The sequence below is a fragment of the Brevibacterium sp. CFH 10365 genome (assembly GCF_009299785.1).
Classification (GTDB): domain Bacteria; phylum Actinomycetota; class Actinomycetes; order Actinomycetales; family Brevibacteriaceae; genus Brevibacterium; species Brevibacterium limosum.
Genome location: NZ_VIGO01000005.1, coordinates 116637 through 139136, shown reverse-complemented (window position 1 = coordinate 139136; position 22500 = coordinate 116637). Strand labels below are relative to the sequence as shown.

At 64.1% G+C, this 22500-nt stretch carries 22 protein-coding genes; 10 read left to right on the top strand and 12 right to left on the bottom strand.

Going from position 1 to position 22500, the window contains the following annotated elements; translation table 11 throughout:
* Positions 1 to 216 precede the first annotated feature (216 nt).
* Positions 217 to 960, top strand: coding sequence for a 3-keto-5-aminohexanoate cleavage protein (locus tag FHG09_RS11460; protein WP_152347800.1), 744 nt, complete (start codon positions 217 to 219; stop codon positions 958 to 960).
* A 45-nt stretch (positions 961 to 1005) separates the two neighbouring features.
* Positions 1006 to 1797 (top strand): fructosamine kinase family protein, encoded by a 792-nt coding sequence (locus FHG09_RS11455; protein WP_152347799.1) that lies wholly within the window; start codon positions 1006 to 1008, stop codon positions 1795 to 1797.
* Positions 1798 to 1799: 2 nt separating this feature from the next.
* Here the strand turns inward: FHG09_RS11455 and FHG09_RS11450 are convergent, their stop codons facing one another.
* Positions 1800 to 2594 (bottom strand): DUF4352 domain-containing protein, encoded by a 795-nt coding sequence (locus FHG09_RS11450; RefSeq protein WP_152347798.1) that lies wholly within the window; start codon positions 2592 to 2594, stop codon positions 1800 to 1802.
* A 160-nt stretch (positions 2595 to 2754) separates the two neighbouring features.
* Here FHG09_RS11450 and FHG09_RS11445 point away from each other — a divergent pair, with 160 nt between their 5' ends.
* The 3 genes from FHG09_RS11445 (at position 2755) to FHG09_RS11435 (ending at position 5784) form a co-directional block, all read left to right on the top strand.
* On the top strand, positions 2755 to 4176 hold the full coding sequence (locus tag FHG09_RS11445; RefSeq protein ID WP_227492719.1) for a sensor histidine kinase: 1422 nt from the start codon (positions 2755 to 2757) through the stop codon (positions 4174 to 4176).
* Between the two features lie 100 nt (positions 4177 to 4276).
* Positions 4277 to 4942 carry a response regulator transcription factor gene (locus tag FHG09_RS11440; RefSeq protein ID WP_152347797.1) on the top strand — a complete coding sequence of 222 codons (666 nt, stop codon included), beginning with the start codon at positions 4277 to 4279 and terminating at the stop codon, positions 4940 to 4942.
* A gap of 107 nt (positions 4943 to 5049) precedes the next feature.
* Positions 5050 to 5784 carry a phosphatase PAP2 family protein gene (locus tag FHG09_RS11435; protein ID WP_227492718.1) on the top strand — a complete coding sequence of 245 codons (735 nt, stop codon included), beginning with the start codon at positions 5050 to 5052 and terminating at the stop codon, positions 5782 to 5784.
* Between the two features lie 91 nt (positions 5785 to 5875).
* Here the strand turns inward: FHG09_RS11435 and FHG09_RS11430 are convergent, their stop codons facing one another.
* Positions 5876 to 7726, bottom strand: a complete 1851-nt coding sequence (locus FHG09_RS11430) for an acyl-CoA dehydrogenase (RefSeq protein ID WP_152347795.1) — start codon at positions 7724 to 7726, stop codon at positions 5876 to 5878.
* A gap of 136 nt (positions 7727 to 7862) precedes the next feature.
* On the opposite strand from FHG09_RS11430, the gene FHG09_RS11425 reads away from it, so the two are divergent.
* The 5 genes from FHG09_RS11425 (at position 7863) to rraA (ending at position 11841) form a co-directional block, all read left to right on the top strand.
* Entirely contained in the window at positions 7863 to 8132 is a 270-nt protein-coding gene (locus tag FHG09_RS11425; protein WP_152347794.1) for a hypothetical protein, read from the top strand.
* A gap of 139 nt (positions 8133 to 8271) precedes the next feature.
* Positions 8272 to 9579 carry a dicarboxylate/amino acid:cation symporter gene (locus FHG09_RS11420; protein WP_152347793.1) on the top strand — a complete coding sequence of 436 codons (1308 nt, stop codon included), beginning with the start codon at positions 8272 to 8274 and terminating at the stop codon, positions 9577 to 9579.
* A 210-nt stretch (positions 9580 to 9789) separates the two neighbouring features.
* Positions 9790 to 10230, top strand: coding sequence for a hypothetical protein (locus FHG09_RS11415; RefSeq protein ID WP_152347792.1), 441 nt, complete (start codon positions 9790 to 9792; stop codon positions 10228 to 10230).
* Between the two features lie 83 nt (positions 10231 to 10313).
* Positions 10314 to 11336 (top strand): D-cysteine desulfhydrase, encoded by a 1023-nt coding sequence (locus FHG09_RS11410; protein WP_152347791.1) that lies wholly within the window; start codon positions 10314 to 10316, stop codon positions 11334 to 11336.
* Positions 11337 to 11373: 37 nt separating this feature from the next.
* Complete coding sequence (rraA, locus tag FHG09_RS11405) at positions 11374 to 11841, top strand: ribonuclease E activity regulator RraA (RefSeq protein ID WP_152347790.1); 468 nt, start codon at positions 11374 to 11376, stop codon at positions 11839 to 11841.
* 12 nt (positions 11842 to 11853) lie between these two features.
* Here rraA and FHG09_RS11400 read toward each other — a convergent pair whose 3' ends face one another.
* The 10 genes from FHG09_RS11400 to FHG09_RS11355 all read right to left on the bottom strand — a co-directional run bounded on the left by FHG09_RS11400 (position 11854) and on the right by FHG09_RS11355 (position 22463).
* Positions 11854 to 12369, bottom strand: coding sequence for a hypothetical protein (locus FHG09_RS11400; RefSeq protein ID WP_152347789.1), 516 nt, complete (start codon positions 12367 to 12369; stop codon positions 11854 to 11856).
* Between the two features lie 78 nt (positions 12370 to 12447).
* Positions 12448 to 13965: an aldehyde dehydrogenase family protein gene (locus FHG09_RS11395; protein ID WP_152347788.1), complete on the bottom strand. Its 1518-nt coding sequence runs from the start codon at positions 13963 to 13965 to the stop codon at positions 12448 to 12450.
* Complete coding sequence (locus tag FHG09_RS11390; RefSeq protein WP_152347787.1) at positions 13962 to 14723, bottom strand: HD domain-containing protein; 762 nt, start codon at positions 14721 to 14723, stop codon at positions 13962 to 13964. Before FHG09_RS11390 ends, FHG09_RS11395 begins: the two co-directional genes overlap by 4 nt.
* Positions 14720 to 16036, bottom strand: coding sequence for an NAD(P)/FAD-dependent oxidoreductase (locus tag FHG09_RS11385; protein WP_152347786.1), 1317 nt, complete (start codon positions 16034 to 16036; stop codon positions 14720 to 14722). Before FHG09_RS11385 ends, FHG09_RS11390 begins: the two co-directional genes overlap by 4 nt.
* A 1-nt stretch (position 16037) precedes the next feature.
* On the bottom strand, positions 16038 to 16358 hold the full coding sequence (locus FHG09_RS11380) for a 2Fe-2S iron-sulfur cluster-binding protein (protein WP_152347785.1): 321 nt from the start codon (positions 16356 to 16358) through the stop codon (positions 16038 to 16040).
* Between the two features lie 63 nt (positions 16359 to 16421).
* Positions 16422 to 17168 carry an SDR family NAD(P)-dependent oxidoreductase gene (locus tag FHG09_RS11375; RefSeq protein ID WP_152347784.1) on the bottom strand — a complete coding sequence of 249 codons (747 nt, stop codon included), beginning with the start codon at positions 17166 to 17168 and terminating at the stop codon, positions 16422 to 16424.
* A gap of 3 nt (positions 17169 to 17171) precedes the next feature.
* Complete coding sequence (locus FHG09_RS11370) at positions 17172 to 19058, bottom strand: PEP-utilizing enzyme (RefSeq protein ID WP_152347783.1); 1887 nt, start codon at positions 19056 to 19058, stop codon at positions 17172 to 17174.
* Positions 19059 to 19122: 64 nt separating this feature from the next.
* Complete coding sequence (locus FHG09_RS11365) at positions 19123 to 20217, bottom strand: PEP/pyruvate-binding domain-containing protein (protein WP_152347782.1); 1095 nt, start codon at positions 20215 to 20217, stop codon at positions 19123 to 19125.
* A gap of 11 nt (positions 20218 to 20228) precedes the next feature.
* Positions 20229 to 21497: a cytochrome P450 gene (locus FHG09_RS11360; protein ID WP_152347781.1), complete on the bottom strand. Its 1269-nt coding sequence runs from the start codon at positions 21495 to 21497 to the stop codon at positions 20229 to 20231.
* A 171-nt stretch (positions 21498 to 21668) separates the two neighbouring features.
* Entirely contained in the window at positions 21669 to 22463 is a 795-nt protein-coding gene (locus FHG09_RS11355; protein ID WP_152347780.1) for an IclR family transcriptional regulator, read from the bottom strand.
* Positions 22464 to 22500 lie beyond the last annotated feature (37 nt).

The following is a 22500-nucleotide window of genomic DNA, read 5'->3' as shown; positions in this document are numbered from 1 at the left end:
TGAGCTCCTATTTTCAATCGAGACACCTCGGTCGAGGATGGTTCATCCTTGCACGAAGTCTGCCGTCATTCAGGCTCATTCCGGACAACACGCCGTGTCGAACCGCACCATGATCGAAACGTGTCTGCGCAGTGTCCAGACGATGATTCCAGGCTGACTTCCAGGGGTTTGCCACAGGATCTGTACTCGCTGTCACGATTGCGAGACAGTGGGCAGATGAACACACTTGTTTCACACGAGCCTCTGCTGCATGCCGCCCTCAACGGTGATCGCGACCACCCGGCGACTCCACGAACACCGAAGACCATCGCCGACGAGGCGGCTGCCGCCGTGGCAGCAGGCGCTCAGGTCATCCACCTCCACCCATTCGATGCGTCGGGCCGACAGACTTTCGAAGAAGAGGCGGTCTCGGCCACTCTCCGTGAGGTGCGTGCCGTGTGCCCGGGGATTCCGATCTCCTTGAGCACCGCGGCCGAGATCGAGCCCGATCCGCAGATGCGCCTGACGCTCATTGCCGAGTGGACGGAATTGCCTGACTCAGTCAGTGCCAATCAAGGTGAGGCGGGAATTCGCGAGGTGTGCGAGCTGCTCATCGGGCGCGGCGTCCGAATCGAGGCAGGTCTGCTCAGCATCGAAGATGCAACGTCATTCGTCGACTCGGGCACGGCGGACCGCTGCGAACGCGTACTCGTCGAAACCACCGTGACCGATCCGGATTGTGCCTTGGCAGACGCCGCCGCGATCGAACGTGTCCTTGCCGAGGCGGGCATCGAACTGCCGCAGGTCCATCATGGGGAGGGCATCGCCTCCTGGGTCGTCAATGCCCGCGCCATTCGGCGCGGCCATGGTATCCGCACCGGTTTGGAAGATACTCCCGTTCTCATCGACGGCACTCAGGCAGCGGGCAATGGTGAGCTCGTCGCAGTTGCAGCCGGGCTTCTTGCCGAGCTCGGGCCCTGATCCGGAGCTCGAGGCGAACCGCACCGTCCCGGCTACCCTGGGGCTATGACTGACGACTTCATCAAACAGCGCCCAGGAGCTCCGAACGGTTTCTTCGCCACTGAGGCCGCCGGGCTGAGATGGTTGGCCGAACCGGGGGTGATCCCTGTCGTCGACGTCGTCGAACATGGTGCGGATTTTCTGCGGCTGCGCCGTCTCGACGAATCCGGTCCCTCCGCCGAGGCGGCCGCCGCCTTCGGTCGCGACCTCGCCCGGCTTCACGATGCGGGCGCTCCCGGTTTCGGTTGGTCACCGGCTCCGCAGTCGTTCTTCGGCCCCCTCGACAATCCCTTCGAGGTGCCGGCCGATTCTGTCGACGACTTCACCGACTATTGGGTCGAACAGCGCCTGCGCCCTTTGGTCACGGCGATTACCGGGGATCTCACGGGTGCGGATCGGGCGACGGTCGGCTCGGCGATCGATGCGATCGCTTCCGGAGCCTTCGCCGGGATCTGCGGCGAAGGCGAGGAAGCGTCGGCACGCGTCCACGGAGATCTGTGGGCGGGTAACCTCATGTGGGCGCGAGACGGTGTCACTCTCATCGATCCGGCCGCGCACGGCGGTCACCGACTGGAGGACCTGGCCCTGCTTGCGCTCTTCGGCACCTCGTTTCTCGAGGAGGTCTTCTCCGGCTACGAACAGGCCCATCCGATGCCGGTCGGCTGGCAGGAGGACCTGCCGGCGCACAGCTTCTTCGCTCTGCTCGCTCATATCCGTCTGTTCGGTCGCGGGTTCCTCGGGCAGACGGTCCGTGCCGCCCGGTCGATCATCGCCCGGGCGGAACACCTGGACCGGTGAGGTCACTTCAAGGAGATCTCCACCGGGTCGGAGAACAGTCCGCCGGCGAAGGTCAGCTTGTTCGGGTCGACGTCTTCGGGAACGTCGAAGACGAGGGCGCCCTCAGCTGTGTTTCCGGGATTGATCTCTTCGAGGAAGAGGATGTTGTTCTCGGCCGCATAGATACCGGCCTCTGAGTCAGCAGAGTAGGTATTGCCGGAATCATCACCGAGTTTGATGTCGTCTTCGTAGAAGAAGTTCGGTTCCGATCCGGTGTTCTTCACCGACAGTTCGATCTGGACGAACTGTCCCTGTGCCTGGGCATTGAGGAATTCGTCGCCGACCTGTGAGACACCGTCTTCGACCTTTGCGACGGTGATCTCCCAGTCATCGGCAGCTACCGTATCTCCGATTCCGTACGAAGCTTCCTCAGCAGGTTTGTCGGCGGACTCCTTCTCCGCGGCCTCCCCCGACTGCTGAGAGTCGGACGAGCCGCCCTCCGAGGTGCTGGTGTCTTCTCCCCCGCCTCCGAGCGCGCTGGCAATGGCAATGATGACGATGACGACAAGCAGCCAGAACCACCAGCGCTTCAGCAGCGGCTTCTCCTGTTTCGGCGGCTTCTGGCCGTAAGGATGCTGCGGGTAGCTGCCTCCGGCACCGTAGGCCGCTGGGTTCTGTGCAGAGTCCCACTGCTGGGGATCGTAGTTCCGGGGCGCTTGCTGGTGATGGGTGCCGTGAGGGGTCTGGTGCTGCGGGGACCAATGAGGCAGTGGAGATTGCTGCTGCGGGGTGTTCTGGGGATTCTGCGGGTGGGACATGACGCTCCTTCGAGGCTGGATCTGACTGACTGCTCCAGGTTCGTCCCATCTGCACCCCCGGCACGTCCGCAATCGGGCTCGACCCCGCCAGCCGAACGGTTGACCGCTTCCAGCCGGAAGGTGGACTACGCGTGTCAGGCCCCGCGGTTACGATTCTCTTGTGTCAGAACAATCCGTCCCGCGCCGAAGGATCCCGCGCGCCGTGCGCATCGCCGGCAGCATCCTCGTCGGCGTCATTCTCTACCTCATCGGGTTCTTCATCTCGGCGATGGCGCTGACGGCGAACACCTGGGCCTTCTCCGACGGGGAGCTCAACGACACCGGGATAGTGGCCGTCCTGCTGCTGTTCCTCGCGTGGGGACTCGTCTTCCTCCGACACAGGTGGCCGTGGGTGCCCTTCGTCGTCGGCGGACTGCTCACAGCAGGATGGGGCGATGCGCTTATGCTCCTCATTGCGGTCTTCCACCTCGTCATCCGAGCACCCCGACGACTGGCGATCACCGCCTCGGCGGTGGCCACCGGACTGATTGTGTTCTCCACGTTGAGGATGTGTCTGGCACCGGCTGAGCACAATCCCTTCAGCATCTTCTTCCTGCCCGACCCGGCACAGGTCACGGGCCTCGAGGCGACCATCCCGCCGGAGGATTCGCACTTGGCGATCCGAATCATCACGATCGCGGCCGCCGTCATCGGATTGTGCACGGCTCTGGGAGTCGGCGCGCTTCTGCGTCGCACGCGGAGGATGAGAGCGGTCGAATCCATCGCCGAACGTGAAGCGCTGCGCAATGAGTCGCTCACGGCTGAGATCGCCCGGCAGTCCGAACGAGAGCTCTTGGCGCGCGAGCTCCACGACACTCTCTCCCACCGACTGTCGGTGATCTCGCTGCATACCGGTGCCCTGGAGGTCGGGGCACGGACAGACCCCGAGGTCGCTGCGACGGCGTCTGCTCTGCGCGAGGAGGCCCGCGCGTCATTGGAGGATCTGCGGCATCTGGTGGGTGGTGTGAGGAACGGCGAACTGGCTGATCGGCGACCAGACCAGGGGACCTCGGCACCGCCGAGTCGAGCGACGATGTCAGCGATTCCCGAGCTGATCTCCTCTGTGGAGTCCACCGGTACGGTCGTCCGTCCTCTCGTCGTCATCCAGGACGTGGGCTCCTGCCCGCCCGCGCTCGACCGGGCGGTCTATCGCATTGTTCAGGAGGCTCTGACGAACGCGATGAAACATGCACCGAATCTGCCGGTGACGGTGGACGTCGCGGTCTCGGCGGCCCGCGGAATCCAGATCTCGGTGCGCAATCCGCTCCCCCGCGGAGCGGGCCCGCTCGATGTTCCGCCACGCCCACGATACGCACCGGATTCGATGCGCGAACTCGGTGCCCTCACGCCCGCTCACGGATGGGGACCCGCCGGGAGCACGTTCGGCCCGCACGAAACTCACTTGGCGTCGACCGGGTCGGGAGCCGGGCTGGTCGGCATTCGCGAGCGCACCGAGATGTTCGGCGGAGAGGCGTCGATCGGAGTGTTCGGCGAGGAGTTCCAGGTGCAGGTGAGATTTCGACCCTTCTCTCCCCAGAACTGAGGCGCATCCTCAAGGACCGTCCGCCCACCTCTGAACGATCGTTGTGAGACAGGGACTCCTTCGACGAACTGTGTCATGGGCCTCGGGTAATGTGACACACATGAACCAATCCGCCCCGATCCGCGTCATGGTCGTCGACGACGATCCGATGGTCATCACCGGAATCCGGGGAATCCTCCAGGCTGCCGATGGCATCGACGTCGTCGGCTCTGCGACCAGCGGTGAGGACGCTGTTGAAGCAGCGGCTCTGCACTATCCCGACGTCGTCCTCATGGACATCAGAATGCCCGGAATCGGTGGGATCGAAGCCACGCAGCGCCTGCTCAACAGCGTGCGGCCGCCGAAAGTGGTGTCCCTGACGAGCATGAGCGGCGACGATCACCTCTTCAGGGCACTTGAGGCGGGAGCCGCCGGATACCTGCTCAAGGACATCGGCCCGGTGGATCTCGCCGTCGCGGTCCGCAAGGTCCACGCCGGGGAACCCATTCTCGCCCCGCAGTCCATGCGGCAGGTCATCGCCAAGGTCACGTCGAACACCGATCAGCGTCTGCAGCGAGAGGCAGTGGCGCTGCTGGCCGGACTGACCGACCGCGAGCGGCAGATCGCAGAACTCGTGGCCGAAGGACTGTCGAATCAGGAGATCGCAGAGGAGACGTTCATGAGCCTGGCCACGGTCAAGACACACCTCAACCGAATCAACATCAAACTCGACACGAACAATCGGGTGCGCATCGCCACGATGGTCGTGCGGGCCCGAGGACACTGAGCTCAAGTGGCGATTCGGCCGCCCGGCGGTCGACTCCGGAAAGAATTCACCGTTTCTTTATCACCCACAGCAGAAGTGATTGTCGACTCCGTCTAAAATCGAACCTGATGGTTGCTGAGTCCTACGTCGAATCCGAGAAAATGATCAGCAGCCCCTCAGATCGCAGTCATTGGACAGTTCGAGCACAGGGGTTGCTGTCCTGGGCAACCTCGATCTGGGTCTTGGCGATCGCTTTCGTCGTCGTCACACTCGCCGCGGCCGGTCCCCTGCGGGTCTGGGACTACAAGCTCAACCGACGTTGGCTCTACCTCTTCGACCCCGACCTGGTGTGGTTCACCCAGCACATCCTCGATCCCATCGCAGGTCAGGCCGTCGTTCTTCCCGTGTTGGCGATCACCGCGATCGTTCTTTCACGAAAACGCCGGTCCTGGCGACCGGTCGTCTTCGCTATCGCCGTCGAAGCGGCCTTCTACCTCGGTGTCGGCTCGCTGAAGATCCTCCTCGCCCGACCGGCGACCACCCTGCACGACCCGCGGTTCTTCCAGGGCGGTCTGATCGAGATCGGCGGTCGTGGAATCAGCTACCCGTCCGGGCACGCTGCCGAAGCAGTGCTCATCTACGGTGCGGTCGCCTACCTCATCGCCACCTACAGCAGCGTCTCCACCAGAACCGTGCGACTCCTGTGGTGGGGTGTCGCCGCGGTCAGCGTGAACTCGGTCATCGTGTCCTTCGCCCTCGGCTGGCATTGGGCCACCGATCTCATCGGCGGTCTGCTCATCGGCGGAGTCTTCCTGCGACTGCTCATCATCGCCGACAGGCGAATACCCGACCTCAGCGCTTAGGAACACCTCGAGCGACAGAGTTGCGGGTGCATTGAGCGCGCGCCCGGAGCTCCTGCAGTCAGAGATGTCTGCCGGCGACGGCTGAGAATCATCACAGCCAGGAGTCGTCGAGATCGGCGAAAGTCGTCGACCGGCTTTCGACGAGATCGAACCATGAACCGGTCTGCGGCAGTTCGTGAGCGAAGAAGTACCGTGCCGCAGCGATCTTGCCGTTGAGGAAGGCCGAATCGCCACGGTCGTCGGCGGTTGTCTCGGCGGCCATCCCCTGCTGCAGCCACAACCACGCCATCACCGTGTGGCCGACTGCTTCGAGGTAGGTCCATGCGTTGTCGAGAGCCACCGCAGGATCCCCGCTCGACCACACTGCGGCAGTCACAGATTCGATACGGTCGACGGCTGTCTGCAGCGCTGTGGTCTCGGCGGACCATGCGGCACGGTCGGCCGCCTCGGCGAGGGTCTCCCGCATCTGCTCCAGCAGCACCTGCAGGCCGGCTCCGCCCTTCATGACGACTTTGCGCCCGAGCAGATCCTTGGCCTGAATGCCGTGTGTGCCCTCGTGGATCGGGTTGAGCCGGTTGTCACGGTAGAGCTGTTCGACATCGTGATCACGGGTGTACCCGGCTCCGCCGAGCACCTGAATGGCATGATCATTGGCCTTCAGGCACCATACGCTCGGCCAGGTCTTGACGATCGGGGTGAGCACATCGAGCAGCAGTGCGGCTCGGTCACGCTCGGCCGCGGTATCGGCGGTTTCGGACTCGTCGAGCACTCGCGCGGCATAGAGGACGAGCCCGAGTCCGCCCTCGACGTAGCTCTTCGACGACAGCAGCATCCGCCGGACATCGGAGTGCTCAGCGATCGGGACCGGCGAACCATCGGACCCCTTGGCACCGTCGGGACGGCCCTGACGGCGGTCGCGGGCATAGCGCAGCGCATCGAGGTACCCGTGGTAGCCCAGTCCGACTGCACCGGCGCCGACACCGATTCGAGCCTCGTTCATCATGTGGAACATGCAGGCCAGACCCTTGCCCCGCTCCCCCACGAGATAGCCGACCGCACCGGCGGAACCGGCCGGAGTGTGTGCGCCCTCACCGAAGTTCAGCAGCGTGTTCGTCGTTCCGCGCCACCCCATCTTGTGGTTGAGCCCGGACAGGACGACGTCATTGCGCTCGCCGAGGCTGCCGTCATCGTTGACGAGCCGTTTCGGAACGAGGAACAGGCTCAGGCCCTTGACACCCGGCTGGTCGCCTTCGGCGCGGGCGAGGACGAGGTGGACGATGTTCTCAGAGAGTTCGTGGTCGCCGCCGGAGATCCACATCTTCGTCCCGTGGATGCGGAAGGCATCGTCGCCTCCGCCAGGGTCACGAACAGCCTTCGTCGTGACGTCGCCGAGGGAGGAGCCGACCTCGGGTTCGGACAGGCACATGGTGCCGAAGAAGCGGCCGTCGAGCTCGGGCAGGACGTACTTCTCGATCTGCTCCTCGGTGCCGTATTCGAGCAGGAGACCGGCGTTGGCCATGGTCAGCATCGGGTAGCTGGCTGTACCGATATTGGCCGCCTGGAACCAGGCGAAGCAGGCCTTCGCGACCGTCTGCGGCAGCTGAATGCCGCCGACGCTCTCATCCATCGTCGCCGAGAGCAGACCGACGCCGGCGAACTGGTCAAGCGCAGATTTGATCTCGGGGATCAGCGTCACCGCAGTGCCGTCGAAAGTCGGTTCATTGAGGTCGGACTTCCGCGCATGAGTGGCGAACCGCTCCTTGGCAAGCTCCTCGCTGGCTTCGAGCACAGAGTCGAAGACCTCCCGCGAATGCTCGGAGAAGCGCTGCCTCGAGCAGAGCTCGTCGACCTCGAGCCAGTCATAGAGTTGGAACTCGATGTCCTTGGCGGAGAGGACGGATTCCGTCGCCGAGACGCCATTGCCTGTGTTCTTTTCGCTCACGAGACCAAATTAAGGCTAATCGTTCGTTAAGTAAAGCTCGACTCAGCGTCTGCACGGGAGGCATCCCCCTGGACGAATCCATGAAAACAGCTATGGTCACAGGTACACCGTCTTCGAATCAGTGAGGTGCTGGAAGATGACCGATCGAAAAGATCCACAGGGCAAGATCGACAGGATCAACGACAAGCTCGACGAATTCGCGGCCAAGGCCAGCGGGCCCGATGTCGCCTACGGGTCGACCCCCGGATATGCCGAAGACCCGTCCGAAGAGGAGCTGAAGAAGGCCGCCGAGGCGGAAGGCGTGACTCTCCATCGCCGCCCGGACGGCTCGCACGAGGCAATCGACGAGTCCGCAGCGACTCCGCTCGGGGGCTCCGAGGATTCCGAGACGTCGACCGAGAGCTGATTCGTCTGCTCGACCGAAGAACCCGGTCCGCGGCCATCCGCGTGCCGGGTTCCGCTGTGTCACGGGTACTATCGCCAGGGCAACGACGCCTCGCCGCGCTGTCGGCGGAACAATGATGCTGATATGAAAGGCAGAGCCTATGCCCTCCCCCGCTGCCTCGGCTGCGCAGACCTCGGACTCGAAGACTCAGTCGTCGGGATTCCTCCGGATTCTCCGCAATTACCGTTTCCCGCTCTTCATCCTCGCCGGGGTGGTCATCGGAGCGGTCATCGGCCTCGTCTTCGGTGAACGCGCCACCGTCATCAAGCCGTTCGGCACTCTGTTCATCAACATGATGTTCACCCTCGTCGTGCCGCTCGTGTTCTTCTCCATCGCCTCCGCGGTCGCGGGAATGTCCTCGGCCGCGCGACTGGGCAAGATCATGGGCAGCATGCTCGGCGTCTTCGCCGTCACCGGCATCATCGCTTCCATCATCATGGTCGCCGCGCTGCGCATCTTCAACGCCACCGACGGAGTCCAGGTGGAGATGCAGGAACCGGAGAACGTCGAGGAGGTCGGGTCCATCGGCGATCAGCTCGTCCAGACCGTCGTCGTCGACGACTTCTCGAAGATCCTGTCCGCCGAGCATATGCTCGCCCTCATCGTATTCGCCGTCATCGTCGGATTCGCCACCAGCAAGACCGGCGACGCGGGCCGGCCGTTCGCCCGGTTCCTGAACTCCGGCACCGAAGTGTTCCTCAAATTCACCTCGATCGTCATGTACTACGCCCCGATCGGTCTCGGCGCCTACTTCGCCGCTCTCATCGGTGACCTCGGCTCCCAGCTCGTCGGAGACTATGTTCGCGCCTTCCTCGTCTACTACCCGGTGGCGATCGCCTACTTCATCCTCGCGTTCACGTTCTACTCCTTCCTCGCCGGCGGCCGCCGAGGCGTCTCTCGGTTCTGGGGCAATATCCTCGAACCCACCGCGATCTCCTTGGGCACGTCCTCCTCGGTGGCGGCGATCCCGGCGAACCTGCGTGCGGGAGAGAGGATCGGAGTCCCCCGGGACATCCGTGAGACGATCGTGCCGATCGGTGCCACGATCCATATGGAAGGGTCGAGTCTGTCCGCGATCCTCAAGATCGCGTTCCTCTTCGCGGTGTTCCAGCGCGACTTCTTCACCCTGGAGAACATCGTCATCGCCATCGCGGTGGCACTGCTGGCCGGAATGGTCATGGCGGGGATCCCGTCCGGAGGCTTCATCGGTGAGCTAATGATCATCACCCTCTACGGCTTCCCGGCGGCAGCACTGCCGATCATCCAGATCATCGGGACCGTCATCGATCCCCCGGCCACCACGGTCAATGCGGTCGGCGATCAGGCGAGTTCGATGATGGTCGCCCGCATCCTCGACGGAAAGGACTGGATGGATCAGGCAGAGGATGATCACGATCTGATTCCGTAAGCTCGGTGAATCCGTCACACTTCCGGGTCCACAGATGCGGACAAGCCCCCTTCCAGTCGAATGTCTCGGAGATGTCATAGGAACGCAATAGAACGTCTGCAATCGCGGCTCCGCGATTCAGCTTCTGTTCAGACTCCGGGAATCGGTTCTCACCTGCGCTGACGATACTCGTGTGCAGCAATGACCGTGATCTGGAAGAGGAGATGTCACATGCCCGCCACCGTCCGCACCCACGCCGCAATGTGGGGAGTCACCGCCCTAGCCGGTCTCGCCTCTCTGGGGACCGTCGCCGGGCCGGCATCGGCTTCCACCGAGACCGTATCCGCGGCCAGCGCTGCTCAGGCACCCCAAAGCTCGGGCTATCCGATCAGTGCCGTCGAGTACGCAGACAGACTGGTCACTGCCTACGGCATCGGTGACGACCTGGTCATGGACCGTCTTGCCACACAGAACGTCGTCGATGCCCTCACCGAGGCCGACGACGGGCACGTCAAACGCTGGCATCGCACGTCAGCCGATTCCGGCAAGGGGTACACCTGGGTGTCCTACACGAATCTGGATACCCATGACGTCATGAACCTGACGGTGAGAAACGCGATCGCCGCGGACAAGGGCGGCGACGCTGTTCGAGAGGGCGAGTTCGTCAGCTGAGGACAACCGGATATCATCCCGTTGACCAGATTCTGGTCGGCGTCTTGTCAGCACAGCTGACCAGCTCGGTAGACTCGAGAACCATGGTCACCCTGAACGAAATCCCACGTCGCCGCTACACCGAAGGACCGACACCTCTCCAGCCTCTGCAGCGCCTGTCAGCCGAACTCGGCGGACCGCAGATCTGGATCAAACGCGATGACCGGCTGGGACTGACCCAGGGTGGGAACAAGACGCGCAAACTCGAGTTCCTCATCGCCGATGCCCTGAACCAGGACGCGGACACACTCATCACCGTCGGCGGGGTCCAGTCCAATCACTGCCGACTGACCCTGTCCGCCGCACGCGTCGAAGGCCTCGGCTGCCACCTCATCGTCGAGGAGGATCTCGGTCCAAAGGGCACGGCCCTCGGTCCGGCAGGGGCGAACCCGCCCGAGAACACGGGCAATTTCCTGCTCTTCGACCTCCTCGGCGCGGATTCGGTCACGATGCTCGGCCATGGGGCCGACCTCCTCGGCGAGGCTGAGAAGCTGGCCGAAAAGTTGCGCGCCGAGGGCAGGAAGCCCTATGTCATCCCGGTCGGCGGTTCGAATCCGGTCGGTGCGCTCGGCTACGTCGACTGTGCCCTCGAGATGCTCGACCAAATCGCCGAGACGGGGGTGGAGTCCCCCACGATCGTGGCACCCAGCGGCTCGACCGGGATGCAGGCCGGCCTCATCGTCGGACTTCACAGCGCGGGAAGCGAGATCCCGGTCATCGGCATCAACGTCAGCCGGACACAGGCGGAACAGGAACCGAAGATCGTCGACCTCGTCGACTCCACGGCACGGTTCCTCGATCTGCCCTCGGTTCCTCGCGAAGCCACAGTGGGACTCGGCGACTATTTCGGGATCGGATATGCTCTGCCGTCTCTCGAGATGGTCGAGGCTGTGCGTCTCTTCGCTCGCACCGAGGGGATCCTCCTCGACCCCGTCTACACCGGCAAGGCCGCGGCCGGCCTCATTGATCTCATCCGCATCGGCCGCTTCTCCTCCGAGGACGCGGTCGTCTTCGTCCACTCCGGCGGAGTCCCCGGACTCTATGCCCGCACCCAGGCATTCGCCTGACCGACTCCGGATCACACCACCAACGGAAGGCAGACAGATGACAGTTTCGACAGCAGACCTGTGGGACGAACGCGGTGAGGACCTGTATTCGATCGCCCTGGACTTCGGCGACTTCGGAGCCAAGACCTCGTTCTCGGGGCCGGCTCGCACGATCCGCTGCTTCCAGGACAACGGCCTGGTCAAGCAGACCCTCAATCAGCCTGGCGACGGCGCCGTGCTCGTCATCGACGGTGACGGTTCGATCGCCACTGCCCTCATGGGAGACATGATCGCCGAGGCGGGGGTCCGAAACGGCTGGAACGGTGTCGTCATCAATGGCGCCGTCCGCGACCGTGAGGCTCTGGCGGAGATGGAGTTCGGGATCAAGGCACTGGCCAGCAATCCGCGCAAGAGTGCGAAGGACGGCGCCGGTGAGATCGACGTGGCTGTGGAGATGGGCGGCGCGACGATCCGCCCCGGAGCGATGGTCTTCGCCGACGCCGACGGCGTCGCCGTCGAGAAGTAGGGCGGCAGAGCCTCAGCGGTGGATGGTGTCGAAGCTCTGTTCGGCCGAGTCCCAGATGTCGGCGACGACGATGTGGCCGCCGCCGGTGAGCTCTTCGACGGTCGACCGATCGTAGAGGTACGACCACTCCCCAGCCGACACGTCGCCGGTGACCATGAGGATGTCATAGTCGAAGGCCGCCTGTGAGGTCGCCTGGACGATCAGTGCGGTGGCCTCCATGTCCTGTGCCCTGTTCTCATCCGAGGCGAAGTCGACATGGAGGCGCTCGGGTTCGGTCTCCTCGTTGAAGTCGGGGTTCGTCTCGGATTCGAGACTCACCTCGACCCCGTCCAAGGACTGCGCCACATAGTCCGAGAGCTCGGCGAGGGAATCGAAGCCCTGCGCCACGACGTCCAGGGTTGCTGTCGGTGTCGACTCGGGCTCCGGTGCGGAGTCAGTGTCGCTGCCGCAGCCGCTGAGACCGATGAGTGCGGCCGTCAGGAGCCCCGCGACAGCGAGCGCAGGGGTGGACTTCGAAACGAACCTCATGGCACCAGCCTATCGGCGAGAGTCGACTGGTGCCGCATCGCCTCGGTCACACAGCGCCTGGCCACACCGTACGCGGTCTCACCGCTTCCGGTGGATCGACTGGTAGGTGATGTACTGGCTGAGACCTTCGATGCCGTATTCGACCCCCAGTCCGGAGTCATGCCGCCCGCCGAAGGGGGCCGAATGGTTCGACCCGAAGAAGTTCACTCCCACCGAACCGGAATCGACCCTCTCGGCCACCTCTTGCGCGGCGTCGGCATCGCTTCCGAAGACGATCCCACCGAGTCCGAACTCCGTGTTGTTGGCCAAGGCGATGGCGTCGTCGGGTCCGTGCGAATCGTCGTAGCGCAGGATGGAGATGACGGGGCCGAAGATCTCCTCCCGGGCGATGCGCATCTGCGGGGTCGCCTCGGCGAAGACGGTCGGTCGGATGAACAGTCCGACCTTTCCGTCGATTTCGATCTCGGCGGCGGCTCCCCCGGTGACCGCCCGCGCTCCTTCCTCGTGCGCGGAGGCAATGAAGTCCATGACGGTGTTGTACTGGGACCGCGAGGCCACAGGCCCGAACACTGTGTCCTCGGCCAGAGGATCACCCTGCCGGCCCTCGGCTATCGTCCGGCCCACCAGCTCGACGACTTCGTCGTACCGGGATGCCGGTGCGATGATCCGGGTGGAGATATAACAGGTCTGCCCCGTGTTGCGCATGCACGATCGCACGAGCACCCGCCCCATCGTCTCCAGATCGGCATCGGGCAGCACGATCGCCGAGGATTTGCCGCCGAGTTCCAGTGTCACCGGACGCAGCAGCTCACCGCAGGCAGCGGCGATCCGGCGCCCCACCGGGGTCGAACCGGTGAACGCCACCTTGCTGATTCCCGGGTGTCGGACGAGGGCGTCGCCGAATCGTCCGGGCCCTGTGAGCAGATTGACCACACCAGCAGGCACTCCCGCAGCGGCAATGGCATCGACGATGAAGCGGATGGACAGCGGGGTCACCGATGCGGGTTTGATGACCACGGCGCAGCCGGCCAAGAGCGCCGGAGCGAGCTTGACGACGACGAGGTTGATCGGAAAATTCCACGGAGCGATGAGTGCGCAGACACCGATCGGGTCCTTGCGCACCACCGAATAGGAGTCGGTCGCGGCAGGGAAATCGCGGACGTCCTCATCATCGATCCATCCGGACAAGGTGGCGAAATGGCGGAAGATTCCGGCCGCATTCGCCGCGGCTCCCCGGGTCTCGGAGATCGGGGTGCCGTTCTCCAGGGTGTTCGTCCGTGCCAGGTCTTCTGCTCGCGCTTCGATCTCCTCGGCGATCCGCACCAGGTATTCCGCCCGCGCTCCCGCCGTCAGACCCGCCCATGCGGTCATCGACGCCTGTGCGGCGGCCACGGCCCGGTCGAGCTCCGCCGAGGTGGCGGCCGGCACCGAGCCCCACACTTCGTCCGTCGCCGGATCGATGACAGGGTTGCGTTCGGTATCGGCTGCCTTGGTCCAGACTCCGTCGATGAAATGGTCATCGACGTGGCTGTAGGGCAGGTCGCTGCGCAGATCGGCCCGGGTGAGTGTCGCAGACACTGTGTCGACGGTGCTCATCGGATGACCTCGGTGCGCAGCAGATCCCGTTGACGACGCAGGTCTGCTTCGGCCATGGTCACTGCGGCTTCGGTGATGAGTTCGGGAACGATCTCTCTCTGCAGCCGGTCGGTGTAGGTGGCCATATCCATATCGAACCAGGACGCGGACAAGGCGATTCCGGCCCGGTCGAAGCGCCACTGACGGTCGGCGTCACGGACCAGTGCGTCTTCGAGACTGTAGGCGACCGGGCGGGTGTCGTGACCGTCGATGATCTCGCAGACGCGTTCGACGAAGTCCTCGGAATAGTCGAGATCCGGCAGAACCCGGCGAGCGACCAGACAGCCTTCTCGTTCGTGTTCGAAGCGGATCGTGGCCTTGCGCCAGTCACCGCCGAAGCCTTCGGAGATGATCCGGGATTCGTCGACATGCGCCCAGCCGGTGTCGTGCAGGATGATCGCGACGAGCACGAGCTCACGGTCGGCCGCAGGGTAGGCGTCACAGAGACGCTCGGCATAGGCGGCCGAGATCGGCAGGTGCACATCGTTGCCGCGGGTACGCGTCTCGGGTTCGATCTGCTTCCACAGCGCCTCGAATCCGCTGCCCGGGGTCGAACAGATCGGCTGAGTGTCGACCGTCCCTTCCACCGGGATGGGGCGGACCGGGTAGTCGGCGGCAAAGCGGACGGCTCGGGGGTCGGCTGCGGTGTCACCGGATTCTGCTGCCGCCCAGCTCGGATAGTCCTGTTCGCGGCGGCTGCTGTCGGTTCGGGTGTTCATCGGGGATCCTCTCGGTCGACGGCGATGGATTTGAGCATGACGCTCATATCGCCGGCCTGGTCGGCAGGTATCTGCTGGTTCTTGGCCAGAGCGGTGCGCACGGCCATGAAGTCCAGGGGAGCATTGACACAGTCGGCTGCGATGATCTGGCCGTCGCGGTAGTACAGCACGCTGAACTTGCCCTTCTCGTCGTCGCGACGAACCACGGTGGAGTCGAACCCCATGGACAGTCCGGCGATCTGCAGCTTCATATCGGCCTGGTTCGACCAGAACCAGGGAATGCCGGCATATTCTTCACGTCGGCCGGAGACGGAATAGGCGGCGACCTTCGCATGTTCGATCGCGTTATTCACGCTCTCGAGGCGGATCCGCTCCCCTTCCGGCGCGTCCGGCAGCGGGTTGGGCATGTTCGCCACGTCCCCCACGGCGATGGTCGTGCCGTCGGAGGCGAGCGCATAGCGGTCGACGACGATTCCGTTGTCGGTCTCCAGGCCCATCTGTTCGGCCAGACCGGTGTTCGGGATGACGCCGATGCCGACGATGACCAGCTGGGCCGGGACCACGGTCCCATCGGCCAGTGCCACTCCGGACACGCGTCCGCTGCCGTCATCGATCAGTGTTTCGACCCGCGAGTTGAGGACGATGTCGAGCTGGCGTTCCCGGTGCGCCCGGTAGAAGTACTCGGAGGTCTCCTCCCCGACGGCGCGCCCGATGAGTCGGGGGCCGTGTTCGAGCACGGTGGCGTTCTTGCCCATCCCGTGCAGGGAGCAGGCGACTTCGAGACCGATGAATCCGCCGCCGATGACGACGACATCGGAGAAGTCATCGAGGCTGCCCTTCAGCGACAGCGCGTCATCGGCGCTGCGCAGATAGGTCACTCCCGCGAGGTCGGCACCGGGAACCTCGAGCGGTCTGGCTCGCGCTCCGACGGCCAGGGCCAGTCGGGCGAAGGGGTATTCCTCCCCGTCGGCGGCGACCGCGACTCCGGAGCCATCGGGGTTCTTGTCGATCTTCTCGATGCGCGTGTTCCTGACGAGTTCGATGTTGTGCTCGTCCCAGTATTCGGCGCTGCGGAAGATGAGGTTCTCCTTGTCGACCGTGCCTTGGAGGAACTCCTTCGACAGGGCCGGGCGCTGGTACGGCCGGTGGTCCTCCTCGCCGAGGAGGGTGATCGATTCGGTGAATCCGGTCCCCCGCAGCGAGATCGCCAGCTGCACTCCGGCCTGGGAGGCTCCGATGATGAGCATCCCGGTCTGTGTGCGGGCCGGTCGATCCTGTGTCTCGGCCGGGGGTGTCTGCGTTGTCGTCGTCATGTCACACCTGGGTTTCCGGAGTGGTCACGTGCAGGTCGGTGTCATCGGTGATCTTGAGCTGGCAGGACAGGCGGGAGTTGTCTTCCCGGTCTTCGGTCGTGCCCCACAGCATCTCGTCTTCCATCTCCGACATCTCGGACAGATCGTCGAGGTCGGATTCGTCGACGAAGACGTGACAGGTGGCGCATGAGAGGGACCCGCCGCATTCGGCGACGATGCCGGGCACTCCGTTGCGCACAGCGGTCTCCATCACGGAGTCGCCGACTTTCGCGTCGATGTCGCGGGTGGTGCCTTCGGAATCGGTGAAATGTACGGTCGGCATGTCATTCCCTTTCCTACAGTGGTGCTGGTCGTCTGTGGTCGTGGTGTCGTGGAGGGCGGAGATTCAGATGAACTGTCGGCCGCCGTCGACGACGAGTGTCTGGCCGGTGATGTATCCGGCTTCGGGCGAGGCGAGGAACATCGTGGCGCCCACGATGTCATCGGGTTGGCTGGCGCGCCGGATGGCGCCGCGGTCGACTCCGTAGGTCGCTGCATCGTCCATGAGCTCATAGCTGGCTTCGGTGAGCGTGAACCCGGGAGCGATCGCGTTGACGGTGATGTCCCTGGTGCCCAGTTCCTTCGCCAGCACTCGGGTGAGGGCGATGACCCCGCCTTTGGACGCCACATAGTGCGCCCAGCGGGTGGATCCGGACATCACCGTCGCCGAGGACAGGTTGACGACTCTTCCTCCCGCGGGCAGGTAGGGGCTGACTGACCGTGTCACCTGCCAGGGGCCCTTGAGGTTGACGCCCATCACGAGGTCCCATTCGTCGTCGGCGATGTCCTCGAAGGGTGAACGGGTGATCCCCGCATAGATCGCGGCGTTGTTGATGACGACGTCGATGCTGCCGCCGCCGAAGTCCGCGGCCGCCTCGGCGAGTCTCACCGTCGATTCGCGGTCAGTGACGTCGACCTCGCAGGCCAGGGTCTCCGCCGAGGCGGCGCGCAGAGCCGTGGCCGTCTCCTCCGCCCCGGCGAGGTTGATGTCGGCGACGACCACCCGGTCGCCGGCCGCCGCGAATCCTTCGGCGAAGGCGCGTCCCAGTCCCCCGGCTGCGCCGGTGATGAGCACCGTGCGTGGATCGCTCATCGTTCAGCTCACGACCGTGGCGTGGGCGTGGCTGTGGGCACCGGGACCGCTGACTTCGGCGACGGCGTCCTCGAGGTCGAGGATCTCCACCGTGCCGCGGGTGCCGTCCACGCGCAGACGCTGACCGGTCTGGATGGTCGTCGACGCGTTGCCTGTGCCGGTCACGGCCGGCAGCGCGTACTCACGGCAGACGATGGCGGCGTGACTCATCATTCCGCCGATGTCGGTGACAGTGGCCTTGAGTTTGCCGAAGATCGGCCCCCAGCTGGGTGCGGTGACCGGGGCGACGAGGATCTCGTCCTGTTCGATCTCATGGATCTGTGAGGCATCCATGACGACACGGGCCATGCCCTCGACGACACCGGGTGAGGCAGCCATTCCGCGCAGACCGGTGACGTTGTCCGAATCGGCCTCGAGCCAGGACTGGACCTGTTCGGTGGTGATGCCCCACAGCATCCGGGTGAACGGCTCGGTGATGGCTTCCGGCGGGGTGTTCAGCGCCGGCTGCGGGCGAGCGGTCTTGAGAGCTGCGACGATCTTCTTGCGCTCTTCGATGATCGGCGGCCAGTAGGCCGGGGCGATCGGCCCCTGCGGTGCGCCCACGCCCCAGGCGGTGACGAGGTCGAAGAGGACGTCTCGGACTTCGTTGCGGTTGAGGTAGAGGAAGTCGCCTGCCTCGGCGAAGACTCCGTGCTCGACGAGGGTGGCAGCGAGTTCGCGGACCTTGCGCCAGAACACTCCCATCGTCCAGTGCTCGATGTAGAAGTTGTGGTTCTCCACGTACGGGTAGGCGGTGGCGGCCAGCTGCCGTTTGGCTTCGAAGGTCGCACCCTGTTCGTCGTCGAGGAGCTCGCGATACTCTTCGACGATGCGTTCCTTCTCGTCGATGAGTGCTGCGGTGGGGCGCATGATCGTCTGCCCCTCATCGAGGCGGCGGATGTAATCGGCGATGAAGCCGAGCGGGATCGAGAAGTTCTCTTTCCAGTACTCGTCATGGGCGTAGAAGCCGTTGCCGGTGGTGAAGTTGAACCAGGGGTCCTGAGCCTTCTCCCACTGGGCCAGCCAGGCGGTTCCCCCATCGGCTGCGGCGATGGCCTCGAGCGTCGCCTCGGCGTCATCGGTGTTGGCGAACGCCGACTGCAGGCCGAGTTCGACGGCCGTGGTGGCCAGCTGTTTGAGCTCGTCGTCGGGGCGGAAGAGCTCCATGTCCACGCCCTGGACCATCGTCGCAATCGACTGGTCGGGAATGTCGGGGAAGATCTCCTTGCAGTAGTTGAAGAAGTCGAGGTAGGCGATGTAGCCGAGGTTGAGGAACTCGAAGTGGTACTGCCAGTTCTGGTAGGCGAGCTGGATGAGCCTGTCGAAGTTCTCGAGCAGTCGCTCGGATCCGTCCTTGGCCTTGCCGGAGAGGATGTCATCCATGGGGACCATGTCGGGAAGCTTCGAGAAGTCGAGCTCTTCCATCTCATCGATGGTTCCGCGCACCTTCGTCCTCCACTGTTCCAGGAGCGGTTCCCAATTGGCGAAGTAGTGGCCGATGCGTGCCTGGAACTCCGGCAGTCGAGCCTCGATCTGGTCCTCGGGCACGGGGATGGGCGACATGTAGAGGTAGCCCTGGTGGATGCGGAAATCGATGCCGTTGGCATTGGGGATCATCAGGTGGCGGGCGTTGTACTGGCCCAGGCATTTGACGGCGAACTCTCCGCCGATGGTCTCGAACGGTTTGAACACGGTCGGCCAGTGCTGCGAATCGCAGAACCAGAACTTCTCGTCTTCGATCTCCTTCAGGCTGTCCTGGAACACGAGATAGTAGGGATAGATCTTCTCCCAGCCTTCGGCTCCGGCGGGAACCGGAAGATCAGAGGGACGAGGAAACGACTTCATTGACATTGTCTGCTCCATTGCATCGGTGGTTTGTGAGTTCGGTGGTCTGTGAGGTTGGCGGCGGCCGGGTTCAGCCGCTCTTCTTCATCAGGGAGGCAGTGATCGATCCGAGGTCGATTCCACCGGTGGGTGCCGCCGTCGCTGGAGGCTTCACCGCCGCGGCGGGTTCCTTCTCGGTCTTCTTCTCCGCAGAGGAGTGCACCGTCTCGGGCCGGGACTGCAGCAGGAGCAGGTTCTCGCCTTCCGGCAGGTCCCGATCGAGTGCCCATTCGATGTCCTGCGGGCATCTGTAGTGCTTCTCCGCCCGCTTGGCCAGGGTCGCCACTTCGGTCAGCTCCTCATCGGACAGGCACCGGACATCGGCGCGGTCGGACGGGACCTCGCGTTCGGCGAGTTCACCCTCGGTGGGGACGAGTTCGATGTGCTTGTCGCCGATGTGTTCGTGGACGACCTGCAGGGTGATCTTGTCCAGGAGAATGTTGTCGGGGGTGACGAGCCCGGAGACGACGGTCTCTCCGACTCCCCAGGAGGCGTCGACGGCGATCTTCGACCGGTCGCCGTTGGCGGGGTTCATCGTGATCGCCACTCCCGCGGTCTTCGCGTTCACCATCTTCTGCACGACGACGGCCATGGACAGGCCTTCGTCGGGGATGTTGTTCTTCAGGCGGTAGATGATGGCTCGGGAGGTGTAGAGGGAGGCCCAGCATCGGCGGATGTGTTCGGTCACCGCCGCATATCCGGTCAGCCACAGGTAGGTGTCCTGCTGGCCGGCGAAGCTGGCGTCGGGCAGATCTTCTGCTGTGGCCGAGGACCGCACGGCCGTGGGCACTTCGCCGCCGCAGGCGGCAGCGAGCTCGTCGTAGGCGGCCTTCGTCGCGGTCCGGACCGCTTCGGGCACCTCGGAGTCGGTGAGTCGACGGCGGATGCGCGCGGAGATCTCGTCCACCTCGGCGACGTCATCGGGATTGAGCGCCCCGAGTTCGGTCACGATCTCCTCGGCGATGCCCGATTCGGAGACGAAGGTGTCGAAGGATTCGGTCGTTACGACGAATCCGGGTGGCACAGGCATTCCTGCCTGCGTCATGGTCACCAGCGAGGCCCCTTTGCCGCCGAGGTCGGCCAGCCGGGGTTCGGCCGTGGAGTCGAATGATTGTACGAGGCTCATGGTCTTCTCCTTCACCAGGTCACCGGGACGGATTTCGGCACACGGAATGAGAGGTTTTCGCGGAAGTCGATTTCCTCGTCGCCGGCGAGTTTCAGGTTCGGTGCCAAGCGGGTGATCTCTTGGAGGCAGATCTTCGCTTGGAGTTTCGCGAGCATATTGCCCAGGCAGTAGTGGATTCCGAAACCGAAGGACAGGTGTTCGCGGGCGTTGGATCGACCGATGTCGAAGTCCTCTCCTCCGTCGAAACGGGATTCGTCGCGGTTGGCCGAACCCATCAGCAGCAGCAGTTCCTCGCCTTCGGCGATCTTCACTCCTCCCACCTCGGTGTCCTTCAGGGCTTTGCGGCGCCAGCCGACGATCGAACCGGAGTACCTGAGGACCTCGTCGACCGCTGCGGGGATCTTCTTCTCGTCGTCGATGAGCGCCTGCCACTGGTCCGGGTGGGCCAGCAGCACCCGCAGGGTGTTGCCGATCAGCGTCGTCGTGGTTTCGTGACCGGCGAAGAGGAGGGAGTAGAGGACGGAGGCGATCTCATGATCGCTGATCTCCGCCCCTTCGGACTGTGCCTTGACGAGGTCGGCGGTCATCGAATCCCCGCCGTGCTCATGAGCATCGGCGACGAGGCTCAGGCATTCCTGCCAATACTCGACGAGGTTGTGGGCATGTGGGATCTGCTCCTCATCCGACAGGTCGCCCCACGTCATGGCGGCGCGCGAGTCGGACCAGCGCTTATAGGTGTCGACCTTGCTGATATCGGCGCCGATGAGGGTCAGGATGGTGATGGTCGGGATGTCGTAGGCGAGGTCGCGGATGATCTCGCCGTCCCTGTCGGGACGTTCGAGCATCGCCTCGATTCGGCTGACGACGTTGTCGCGGATCTCCGGTTCGAGCTTCTTGAAGCGTCGCGGGGTGAAGGCCTTCTGCACGATCTCACGGATGCGGGTGTGCTCCGGCGGGATCCGTGCCGAGAGTCCGGAGTAGGCGGTGAAGCCTCCGTCGTTCATGATCTTCGTGGCCTGCGGGCCGCGTCTGCGCACCGGAGCCTGCGCGTTCTCGGAGGAGAAGGTCTCCCAGTCTTCGAAGACCGCCTTGATGTCGTCGTAGCGTGTGATCACCCAGTAGCCGACCCGCTCGTCGAACATCACGGGTTCTTCCTTGCGCAATTCGGCGTAGGCGGGGAAGGGATTCTTCATGTCGAAGGGTTCGTACCCGTGGTGAGATCCCTGTGCCGCGTCGCTGTAGGGGCACTTGCCGGTCTCTGCTGCGGATTGCAAAGTCATTCCATCTCCTGTGATGCGGGTCACTGCTGACAGTGATGATCACACTACAGCCACGGCCTCGATTCGCAATGGCGCGGCTTCCATTCACCGGAAGCGAGTTGGACGCGTCGAGATAGTCGCGCCACGCTGCGTCGACTGCGCTTCTGTCGAGGTCAGCGACCCACCCGGGAATCAGCGATGGGAACCCAGCAGAGTCTCGAGCGGAATCCTCGCGGTTGCCGCCTCGATGCGCTCACTGATCCCTTTGAGAGTCGCCAGATGCCGAGTCAATGTACCGGCTTTCTCGGATGCGACGACGAGGCCGATGCTCGAACCGATGCGTCCGGTGTGGAAGACAGGAACCGCAATCGAGCACGCACCTGGTCTCTGCTCCTCATTGGTCACCGCAAATCCCTCGGCGCGGATATGCTCGAGCTGCTCGGCAAGCAGACCGGGATTCGTCACGGTCCGCGGTGCCACCTGATCCAGCGGCTGCCGCAGGTAGGCCGCGGAGAGCCAGTCTTCCTCGAAGGCGAGAAGCACCTTGCCGACAGCGGTGGAATGCATCGGGAGGCGTCCGCCGACCCGCGAGGCGCGCGGGACCCGTTCTGTCCCGTAGACCCGGTCGATATAGAGCACCTCACGGCCGTCGCGGATCGCGAGCTGGGATGTCTCACCCGTGAAGGAATAGAGATCCTGGATGAATGGTCGAGCCGTCTCCCGCAGCTGCCGACCGACGTTCTGCCCCATCTCCCACAGCCGCAGCCCCAGCTGATATCGGCCCTGCGGAGTGCGGGAGAGAAACTCCCATTCGACGAGCTCATTGACCAGTCGGTGCGCGGTGCTCAGAGGAATCTGCGCCGCCTCGGCGAGCTCGGTGAGTGTGAAGCTGCGCCGCGGCTCTTCGAAGGTCGTCAGCAGACTGAGGACCTTATGCGTGACGGTGCGGCCCGCCTTCGGCGCCTCCGGGCGCTGATTGTGCTCCATGACCGAGAATCTATCGGACCTGTCAACGCCTGCGTCG

Excerpts from the sequence above, each read along its gene's own strand:
- FHG09_RS11400 (WP_152347789.1), bottom strand. The coding sequence starts at position 12,369 with ATGAGGTTCGTTTCGAAGTCCACCCCTGCGCTCGCTGTCGCGGGGCTC.
- FHG09_RS11395 (WP_152347788.1), bottom strand. The coding sequence starts at position 13,965 with ATGAGCACCGTCGACACAGTGTCTGCGACACTCACCCGGGCCGATCTG.
- rraA (WP_152347790.1), top strand. The coding sequence starts at position 11,374 with ATGACAGTTTCGACAGCAGACCTGTGGGACGAACGCGGTGAGGACCTG.
- FHG09_RS11365 (WP_152347782.1), bottom strand. The coding sequence starts at position 20,217 with ATGAGCCTCGTACAATCATTCGACTCCACGGCCGAACCCCGGCTGGCC.
- FHG09_RS11450 (WP_152347798.1), bottom strand. The coding sequence starts at position 2,594 with ATGTCCCACCCGCAGAATCCCCAGAACACCCCGCAGCAGCAATCTCCA.
- FHG09_RS11425 (WP_152347794.1), top strand. The coding sequence starts at position 7,863 with ATGACCGATCGAAAAGATCCACAGGGCAAGATCGACAGGATCAACGAC.
- FHG09_RS11410 (WP_152347791.1), top strand. The coding sequence starts at position 10,314 with ATGGTCACCCTGAACGAAATCCCACGTCGCCGCTACACCGAAGGACCG.
- FHG09_RS11355 (WP_152347780.1), bottom strand. The coding sequence starts at position 22,463 with ATGGAGCACAATCAGCGCCCGGAGGCGCCGAAGGCGGGCCGCACCGTC.
- FHG09_RS11440 (WP_152347797.1), top strand. The coding sequence starts at position 4,277 with ATGAACCAATCCGCCCCGATCCGCGTCATGGTCGTCGACGACGATCCG.
- FHG09_RS11415 (WP_152347792.1), top strand. The coding sequence starts at position 9,790 with ATGCCCGCCACCGTCCGCACCCACGCCGCAATGTGGGGAGTCACCGCC.
- FHG09_RS11435 (WP_227492718.1), top strand. The coding sequence starts at position 5,050 with ATGGTTGCTGAGTCCTACGTCGAATCCGAGAAAATGATCAGCAGCCCC.
- FHG09_RS11380 (WP_152347785.1), bottom strand. The coding sequence starts at position 16,358 with ATGCCGACCGTACATTTCACCGATTCCGAAGGCACCACCCGCGACATC.
- FHG09_RS11375 (WP_152347784.1), bottom strand. The coding sequence starts at position 17,168 with ATGAGCGATCCACGCACGGTGCTCATCACCGGCGCAGCCGGGGGACTG.
- FHG09_RS11420 (WP_152347793.1), top strand. The coding sequence starts at position 8,272 with ATGCCCTCCCCCGCTGCCTCGGCTGCGCAGACCTCGGACTCGAAGACT.
- FHG09_RS11370 (WP_152347783.1), bottom strand. The coding sequence starts at position 19,058 with ATGTCAATGAAGTCGTTTCCTCGTCCCTCTGATCTTCCGGTTCCCGCC.
- FHG09_RS11360 (WP_152347781.1), bottom strand. The coding sequence starts at position 21,497 with ATGACTTTGCAATCCGCAGCAGAGACCGGCAAGTGCCCCTACAGCGAC.
- FHG09_RS11455 (WP_152347799.1), top strand. The coding sequence starts at position 1,006 with ATGACTGACGACTTCATCAAACAGCGCCCAGGAGCTCCGAACGGTTTC.
- FHG09_RS11390 (WP_152347787.1), bottom strand. The coding sequence starts at position 14,723 with ATGAACACCCGAACCGACAGCAGCCGCCGCGAACAGGACTATCCGAGC.
- FHG09_RS11460 (WP_152347800.1), top strand. The coding sequence starts at position 217 with ATGAACACACTTGTTTCACACGAGCCTCTGCTGCATGCCGCCCTCAAC.
- FHG09_RS11385 (WP_152347786.1), bottom strand. The coding sequence starts at position 16,036 with ATGACGACGACAACGCAGACACCCCCGGCCGAGACACAGGATCGACCG.